Origin of the sequence: Streptomyces sp. NPDC059456, assembly GCF_042750055.1 — a bacterium.
Taxonomy (GTDB): Bacteria; Actinomycetota; Actinomycetes; order Streptomycetales; family Streptomycetaceae; genus Streptomyces.
In genome coordinates, this window is record NZ_JBHYVA010000325.1 from 1 (window position 1) to 9,099 (window position 9,099).

Below are 9,099 nucleotides of genomic sequence, written 5' to 3' on the forward strand. Positions count from 1 at the left end.
GCTCGCCGCCCAGGAGGTAGGGCGAGGGGTCCGCCATCTCCGACGCGTGCACCCCGTGCACCTCCGCCCCCTCCGGCCCCGCGACCAGCCGCAGCTCCAGCGCCCGGTCGGCGAGCAGCGCACCGAGCCCGACCGCGGGCGTGGGCGGGCCGTCGACTCCGGCAGGCTTCGGCATGGATGCTCCGTACAGTTCGAGGTCGCTCGGTGGATAAAACGTACACTTCGTGCCCCGGCGCCCGCCGCTTACGCTCGAAGGACCGCACCGTAGGACCTCCAGAAGGGCACCCCCCATGAGCACCGAGCAGACGCCGCGCGGACCGGTCGACTCCTCCCGCATCCCGCGCTACGCGGGTCCGGCGACCTTCGCCCGGCTGCCCCGCCTGGACGAGGTCGGCTCGGCCGACGTCGCCGTCGTCGGCGTGCCGTTCGACTCGGGCGTCTCCTACCGCCCCGGTGCCCGCTTCGGCGGCAACGCCATCCGCGAGGCCTCCCGCCTGCTGCGCCCGTACAACCCGGCGCAGGACGCCTCCCCGTTCGCGCTCGCCCAGGTGGCGGACGCCGGCGACATCGCGGTGAACCCCTTCAACATCAACGAGGCCGTCGAGACGGTCGAGGCGGCCGCGGACGAGCTCCTCGGCGCCGGCTCGCGCCTGATGACGCTCGGCGGCGACCACACCATCGCCCTGCCGCTGCTGCGCTCCGTCGCCAAGAAGCACGGCCCGGTCGCCCTGCTGCACTTCGACGCGCACCTGGACACCTGGGACACCTACTTCGGGGCCGAGTACACGCACGGCACGCCGTTCCGCCGCGCCGTCGAGGAGGGCATCCTCGACACCGAGGCGCTCTCCCACGTCGGCACCCGCGGCCCGCTGTACGGCAAGCAGGACCTCGACGACGACGCCAAGATGGGCTTCGGCATCGTGACCTCCGCCGACGTCTACCGCCGCGGTGCCGACGAGATCGCCGACCAGCTGCGCCAGCGCATCGGCGACCGCCCGCTGTACATCTCGATCGACATCGACGTGCTGGACCCGGCGCACGCCCCGGGCACCGGTACGCCGGAGGCGGGCGGCATGACCTCCCGCGAGCTGCTGGAGATCATCCGGGGTCTGTCCTCCTGCAACCTGGTCTCGGCGGACGTCGTCGAGGTCGCCCCGGCGTACGATCACGCCGAGATCACCTCGGTCGCGGCGTCGCACACCGCGTACGAGCTGACGACGATCATGAGCCGCCAGATCGCCGCCGCGAAGGCCAAGTAGGCGCGAAGGCGAAGCAAGAAGGGCACACCGCACCCGTGACGCACGACCACGACCTGGTTCTCCGCCCCACCGAGGCCCAGACGGCGGCCGCACTCGCGCCGCCGCCGGGCCGCACGGGCGGGGACCTGGTCGTGGAGACGCTGCGCTCACTGGGCGCCACCACCGTGTTCGGGCTGCCGGGGCAGCACGCCCTCGGCGTCTTCGACGCGGTGGGCCGCTCGGACCTGCGGCTGATCGGGCTGCGGACCGAGAACAACGCGGCCTTCGCGGCGGACGCGTACGGCCGCATCACGGGCGAGGCCGTCCCCCTGCTGCTCTCCACGGGCCCGGGCGCGCTGATGGCCCTGCCGGCCCTGGCCGAGGCGGCCGCCGCCTCGGCCCCCGTCCTCGCCATCGCCTCGCAGGTCCCGGTGGCGGGCCTCGGCGGCGGCCGGCGCGGGCACCTGCACGAGCTGCGGGACCAGTCGGCGTCGTTCCGGGACGTGGTCAAGTCCGTCCACACGGCCCGTACCCAGTCCCAGATCCCCTCGGTGATCGCCGAGGCCTGGGAATCGGCGCTGACGGCTCCGCACGGCCCGGTCTGGGTCGAGATGCCCGAGGACGTCCTCCGCGCGGAGACGATGATCCCGCAGGTCACCGGCGTCGACGCGACCCCGCACGAGCTCGCGCCGCGCCCCGAGCTCACCGCGCTCGCGGCGCACTGGCTGGGCCGGGCCGCCCGTCCGGTGATCATCGCCGGCGGCGGGGTGATCCGCTCGGACGCGGCGGGCAAGCTGCGGCTGCTCGCGGAGCGGCTCGGCGCCCCGGTGGTCACCACCTTCGGCGGCAAGGGCGCCTTCCCGTGGAACCACCCGCTGTCCCTCCAGTCCTGGCTGGAGGACCGCCACATGACGGACTTCCTGGAGGACGCGGACGTCCTCCTGGTCGTCGGCTCCGGCCTCGGCGAACTCTCCTCGAACTACCACACGTTCTTCCCCGGGGGCAGGGTCGTCCAGATCGAGGCGGACCTCGGCAAGCTGGAGTCCAACCACACCGCCCTCGGCATCCACGCGGACGCCCGCCTCGCCCTCCAGGCCCTGCTGGAAACGGTCCCGGAGCGCGCGGACGCCTCCGCCCCCCAACCGGGGGCGGAGGTGCTCGCGGAGATCGAGACCCGGCTGTCCGGGCAGGACGTGACCCTGGAGCGCGAGCTCCTCACCTCGATCCGCGCGGCCCTGCCCGCCCGCTCGCCGTCCTTCTGGGACATGACGATCCTGTCCTACTGGGCCTGGTCCGCGTTCGACGCGAAGCACCCCAACACGATGCACTCGGCGCAGGGCGCGGGCGGCCTCGGCTACGCCTTCCCGGCCGCCCTGGGCGCCTGCGTCGCCGAACCGGGCACCCCGGTCCTGGCGGTCTCGGGCGACGGCGGCGCGATGTACTCGATCGCGGACCTGGCGACGGCGAAGCAGCACGACCTGGACGTCACCTGGCTGATCGTCGACGACGGCGGCTACGGCATCCTGCGCGAGTACATGACGGACTCCTTCGAGGGCCGCACGACGGGCACGGAGCTCACGCGCCCGGACTTCACCGCCCTGGCGCAGTCCTTCGGCGTCCCGGCGTCGACGACGACCCCCGACACCCTCCGCCAGGACCTGAAGCAGGCCCTGGCCACCCCGGGCCCCACGGTGCTGGTCCTGCCCGCCACCCTCCGGATGTTCGCCCCGACCCACCTGCCCGCGCAGTGACGGGAGGGCGGCCCGTCCGCTCCCCCGGCTGACCCGCCGCGCCCCGTCCGTCCGGCCCCGCCGCGCCCCGTCCGTCCGGCCCCGCCGCCCCGGCCGTCCGCCTCCGCCACCCCGGTCGGCCGCGCCCGGCGTGCGCCGCGCCCCGGCGTGCCGCACGTTCGCATTGTTGCGGCGGGATGAAATCCGCCGGTCGGGGCGTTGGGGGAGGCGGCAGGACAGGACCAACGGGGAGGCGTCACGTGGCGGCGGCAGAGAAGGCAGCGGGCGGAAAACAGGGCTGGGCCAGGCGGCTCACCGCCTATACCTGGCGGTACCGGGCCAACGTGCTGCTCGCGCTCGGGTCCTCGCTGGCCGGCATGGCCGTCATGGCGCTCGTGCCGCTGGTCACCAAGGTCATCATCGACGACGTCATCGGCGACCACAGCAAGCCCATGGGCGTCTGGGCCGGCATGCTCATAGGCGCCGCGGTCCTCGTGTACGTCCTGACGTACGTCCGCAGGTACTACGGCGGCCGCCTCGCGCTCGACGTCCAGCACGACCTGCGCACCGACATGTACGAGACCATCGCCCGCCTCGACGGGCGCCGCCAGGACGAGCTGTCCACCGGCCAGGTCGTCGGACGGGCCACCAGCGACCTCCAGCTCATCCAGGGCCTGCTCTTCATGCTCCCGATGACCATCGGGAACTTCCTCCTGTTCGGGATATCCCTCGGCATCATGCTGTGGCTGTCCCCGCTGCTGACCCTCGTCGCGCTGCTCATGGCCCCCGCCCTCTGGTTCATCGCCAAGCGCAGCCGCAAGAAGCTCTTCCCCGCCACCTGGTGGGCCCAGGGCCAGGCCGCCGCCGTCGCCACCGTCGTCGACGGGGCCGTCACCGGCGTCCGCGTCGTCAAGGGCTTCGGCCAGGAGGAGCAGGAGACCGGCAAGCTGCGCGACGCCGGGCGCCGGCTGTTCGCCGGGCGGATGCGGACCATCCGGCTCAACTCCCGCTACACCCCCGCGCTGCAGGCCGTACCCGCCCTCGGGCAGGTCGCCATGCTGGCCCTCGGCGGCTGGATGGCCACCAACGGGCACATCACCCTCGGCACCTTCGTCGCGTTCTCCACCTACCTCGCCCAGCTCGTCGGCCCCGTCCGCATGCTCGCCATGGTCCTCACCGTCGGCCAGCAGGCCCGCGCCGGCGTCGAGCGGGTCTTCGAGCTCATCGACACCGAGCCCGTCATCGAGGAGGGCACGCAGGAGCTGCCCGCCGACGCCCCCGCCACCGTCGAGTTCGACGGCGTCGCCTTCGGATACGACCCCCGGCGGCCCGTGCTCGACGGGTTCTCGCTCTCCATCGCCGAGGGCGAGACCGTCGCCGTCGTCGGGGCCTCCGGCTCCGGAAAGTCCACCGTCTCGCTCCTGCTCCCGCGCTTCTACGACGCCGACCGCGGCACCGTCCGCGTCGGCGGCCACGACGTGCGCGATCTGACCTACGACTCGCTGCGCGCCGCCATCGGACTCGTACCGGAAGACTCCTTCCTCTTCTCCGACACCATCCGCGCCAACATCGCCTACGGGCAGCCCGACGCCACCGACACGCAGATCGAGGCCGCCGCCCGCGCCGCCCAGGCCGAAGGGTTCATCCGGGCCCTGCCCGCCGGATACGACACCAAGGTCGGCGAACAGGGCCTGACCCTCTCCGGCGGCCAGCGCCAGCGCATCGCACTGGCCCGCGCCATCCTCACCGACCCCCGGCTGCTGCTCCTCGACGACGCCACCTCCGCCGTCGACGCCCGCGTCGAGCACGAGATCCACGAGGCGCTGCGCGCCGTCATGGCCGGCCGCACCACCCTCCTCATCGCCCACCGCCGCTCCACGCTCGCCCTGGCCGACCGGATCGCCGTACTCGACCGCGGGCGGCTCTCCGACATCGGTACGCACGAGGAGCTGGAGCGCAGGTCACCGCTGTACCGGCGGCTGCTGACCGACCCGGACGCACTCGGCGCCGGCTCGCCGCGCACCCCCGAGGCGCCCGCGATGGCCGAGTTCGAACGGGACATCGAAGGCAGGCTCGAACGGGACATCGAACTCGAAGCCGAGATCGACTCCGAGCCGGTCAACGCCAAGCGCCGCGTCGTGGACGGGGTGACCCCCGAGCTCTGGCGCCGCCAGGAGGAACAGGAGGAAGAGGAGGCCGCAGCCTCCCCCGCCGCCGGGACCGGCGCCCCCGGCGCGGGCCACTCCATGGCCGGCGCCGTCGCCGGCAAGCCGGCGACCCCCGAACTGCTCGCCCAGGTGGCCGCACTGCCGCCCGCCGACGACGAGCCCGCCGTGGACGAGGACCGCGCGGCGGCCGCCGAAGAGCGCTACAACCTGCGCCGGCTGCTCCACGGCTTCTGGGCGCCCCTCGCCATCAGTCTCGGCCTCGTCGCCGTCGACGCCGGATCCGGGCTGCTGCTCCCCATCCTGATCCGCCACGGCATCGACAAGGGCGTCGAACAGGCGGCCCTCGGCGCCGTCTGGGTGGCCGCCGCCCTCGCGCTCGCCGTCGTGGCCGCCCAGTGGGCCGCCCAGTTCGCCGAGACCCGGATGACCGGACGCACCGGCGAGCGCGTCCTGTACGCCCTGCGCGTCAAGATCTTCGCCCAGCTCCAGCGCCTCGGACTCGACTACTACGAGCGCGAGCTGACCGGCAAGATCATGACCCGGATGACCACCGACGTCGACGCCCTCTCGACCTTCCTGCAGACCGGGCTCGTCACCGCCGTCGTCTCCGTCTTCACCTTCTTCGGCATCCTGATCGCGCTGCTCGTCCTCGACGTCGAGCTCGCCCTGATCGTGTTCGCGACCCTTCCGCTGCTGGTGGTCGGCACGATCGTGTTCCGCCGCAAGTCGGTCGCCGCGTACGAGCTGGCGCGCGACCGGGTCAGCCTGGTCAACGCCGACCTCCAGGAGTCCGTCTCCGGACTGCGCATCGTCCAGGCCTTCCGCCGCCAGGAGGCCGGTGCCGCCCGCTTCGCGGAGCGCAGCGACTCGTACCGCCAGGCCCGTGTGCGCGGCCAGTGGCTGATATCCGTCTACTTCCCCTTCGTGCAGCTGCTGTCCTCCGGGGCCGCGGCCGCCGTGCTGGTCGTCGGCGCGGGACGGGTGGGGGCCGGCAGCCTGACCACCGGCGCGCTGGTGGCTTACCTGCTGTACATCGACCTGTTCTTCGCCCCCGTCCAGCAGCTCTCCCAGGTCTTCGACGGCTACCAGCAGGCCACCGTCTCCCTCGGCCGGATCCAGGGCCTGCTGCGCGAGCCCACCAGCACCCCGCGCGCCACGGCGCCGCGCGAGGTCGGGGAGCTGCGCGGCGAGATCGCCTTCGAGGACGTCCGGTTCGCGTACGGCACCGCCGAGGAGCGCGGGGAGAAGGACGACGCGCTGGCCGGGATCAGCCTGCGGATACCCGCCGGCCAGACCGTCGCCTTCGTCGGCGAGACCGGCGCCGGCAAGTCCACGCTGGTCAAGCTCGTGGCCCGGTTCTACGATCCGACCTCCGGCCGGGTCACCGCCGACGGCGCCGACCTGCGGGAGCTGGACCTGACGGCGTACCGCCACCGGCTCGGGGTCGTGCCCCAGGAGCCGTACCTCTTCCCGGGCACGGTCCGCGACGCGATCGCCTACGGGCGGCCCGCGGCCCGCGACGCCGAGGTGGAGGCCGCCGCCCGCGCGGTCGGCGCCCACGACATGATCGCCACCCTCGACGGCGGCTACCTGCACACCGTCACCGAGCGCGGCCGCAACCTCTCGGCCGGCCAGCGCCAGCTGATCGCCCTGGCCCGCGCCGAACTCGTCGACCCGGACGTCCTGCTGCTCGACGAGGCCACCGCCGCGCTCGACCTGGCCACCGAGGCCCAGGTCAACCAGGCCACCGACCGGCTCGCCGGCAAGCGCACCACCCTCGTGGTGGCGCACCGGCTGACCACGGCCGCGCGCGCCGACCGGGTCGTGGTCATGGACCGCGGCCGGGTCGTCGAGGACGGAACCCACGCCGAACTCGTCGCCCGAGGCGGCCGCTACGCCGAACTGTGGCGCACCTTCATCGGCGAGGACGAACCGGCCGCGGCCGTCTAGGCCGTCCGGGGCGACGGGGCCCGGCCCGCGGTCCGGGGAGAACGTGTGGGGTGCAACCTTCCGGAGCATCTGCGCGTCGTACGTGCGTACGTGTCACGTACGACCGATCGGGGGGCAACGTGGGGTACGGGCGGAAGGGGCGCGGCCGGGGGGCCGTGTCGGCGGGGGCTCTCGCGCTGGTGCTGTGCGTCGGCGGCCTGCTCGCGGCGCCGTCGGCGCAGGCGGCGACCGGGAGCTGCGCCGGCGACCTGGTCAGGACGCTGCCCCTGCCGACGGGCGAGGTGCGGGTCTACAAGAGCCGTACGCAGGCCTGTGCGGTGACGGTCGCCGGCGATCCGGGGCGACGCCGGCCGATGGCGGTGAGCATCCAGCCGCGCGGCGGGGTGCCCGTCGGCGACTCGGGGCAATTCACCCGGTACGCCGGTCCCGTCACCGTCGGGGCGATCAGCCGCTGCGTGTATGTAAAGGGGAGCATCGAGTCCGGATCTGTCGATTCCGGCTGGATTCTGTGCTGAACGAGCGGCCCAACTAGGTCTATTCAGTGGCGCGTTGGCCCGGCTAGGTTCACGTTCGACCGAAGTGAACTCAAGGGGAGGGTGAATGCGCAAGACGCTCGGCTGGCTGCTGTCGCTCGTGGTGCTGATCGGCACCATGGGCGCAGCCGGCTTCACGGCCCAGGCGGCCACCGCCGCAGGGCCGTCCGCCGCGACGGACATCAAGGACGAGATCCTCGCCATCCCGGGGATGAGTCTGATCGAGGAGAAGGAGTACCCCGGGTACCGCTTCTTCGTACTGAACTACGAGCAGCCGGTCGACCACCGGAACCCGTCGAAGGGCACCTTCAAGCAGCGCTTCACCCTGCTGCACAAGGACGTCTCCCGGCCGACGGTCTTCTACACCTCCGGCTACAACGTCAACACCAGCCCGCGCCGCAGCGAGCCCACGACGATCGTCGACGGCAACCAGGTGTCGCTGGAGTACCGGTTCTTCACGCCCTCCCGGCCCGACCCCGCCAACTGGGGGAACCTGGACATCTGGCAGGCCGCCAGCGACCAGCACCGCCTCTACACCGCCCTGAAGAAGGTCTACAAGAAGAACTGGCTGGCCACGGGCGGCAGCAAGGGCGGCATGACGGCGACGTACTACGAGCGCTACTACCCGCGCGACATGGACGGGGTCGTCGCCTACGTCGCGCCCAACGACGTCGTCAACAACGAGGACTCGGCGTACGACCGGTTCTTCGCCAAGGTCGGCACCAAGGAGTGCCGCGACAAGCTGAACGCGGTGCAGCGCGAGGCGCTCGTACGCCGTGAGCCGCTGGAGGCCAAGTACGCGGCCGCCGCCGCCGCGAACGGCTGGACCTTCACCACCGTCGGCAGCCTCGACAAGGCCTACGAGGCCGTCGTGCTCGACTACGTGTGGGCGTTCTGGCAGTACAGCCTGCTGGCCGACTGCACGTCCGTCCCGGCCGCCGCGACCGCGAGCGACCAGGAGATCTGGGACTCGGTCGACACGATCTCCGGCTTCTCGGCCTACGCCGACCAGGGACTGGAGACGTACACGCCGTACTACTACCAGGCGGGTACGCAGCTCGGTTCGCCCGACATCAAGCAGCCGCACCTCAAGGGCCTGAGCCGCTACGGCTACCAGCCGCCGCGCACCTTCGTGCCCCGCGACATCCCGATGACCTTCCAGCCGGGGGTCATGGCGGACGTGGACAACTGGGTGAAGCGCAACGCCAACCAGATGCTGTTCGTGTACGGGCAGAACGACCCGTGGGGTGCCGAACCGTTCCACCTCGGCTACGGGGTGCGCGACAGCTACGTGATGATCGCGCCGGGCGCCAACCACGGGGCCAACGTCGCCAAGCTCCAGGACGGCGAGAAGGCGCTGGCCACGCAGAAGATCCTGCAGTGGGCCGGGGTCGCCCCCGCCGCGGCGCTCGCCGACGCGGGCCGGGCGACGCCGCTCGCGAAGCCCGACGCGGTGCTCGACCGGAAGGACCAGGAGCGC

5 protein-coding genes are annotated in these 9,099 nt (G+C 72.7%); all 5 read left to right on the top strand.

Annotation, left to right across the window (positions count from 1 at the left end; genetic code table 11):
• Positions 1 to 290 precede the first annotated feature (290 nt).
• Complete coding sequence (gene speB, locus ACFXA3_RS25215) at positions 291 to 1,259, top strand: agmatinase (protein ID WP_385190430.1); 969 nt, start codon at positions 291 to 293, stop codon at positions 1,257 to 1,259.
• A 35-nt stretch (positions 1,260 to 1,294) separates the two neighbouring features.
• On the top strand, positions 1,295 to 2,989 hold the full coding sequence (locus ACFXA3_RS25220) for a thiamine pyrophosphate-binding protein (RefSeq protein ID WP_385190432.1): 1,695 nt from the start codon (positions 1,295 to 1,297) through the stop codon (positions 2,987 to 2,989).
• A 239-nt stretch (positions 2,990 to 3,228) separates the two neighbouring features.
• Positions 3,229 to 7,086: an ABC transporter ATP-binding protein gene (locus ACFXA3_RS25225; protein WP_385190434.1), complete on the top strand. Its 3,858-nt coding sequence runs from the start codon at positions 3,229 to 3,231 to the stop codon at positions 7,084 to 7,086.
• A 155-nt stretch (positions 7,087 to 7,241) separates the two neighbouring features.
• Positions 7,242 to 7,601: a hypothetical protein gene (locus ACFXA3_RS25230; protein WP_385190437.1), complete on the top strand. Its 360-nt coding sequence runs from the start codon at positions 7,242 to 7,244 to the stop codon at positions 7,599 to 7,601.
• Positions 7,602 to 7,686: 85 nt separating this feature from the next.
• Positions 7,687 to 9,099 (top strand): S28 family serine protease (locus ACFXA3_RS25235; protein ID WP_385190440.1); only part of this gene is annotated, 1,413 nt, incomplete at its 3' end.

Coding starts and splice junctions, on each gene's coding strand:
- speB (WP_385190430.1), top strand. CDS start 291: ATGAGCACCGAGCAGACGCCGCGCGGACCGGTCGACTCCTCCCGCATC.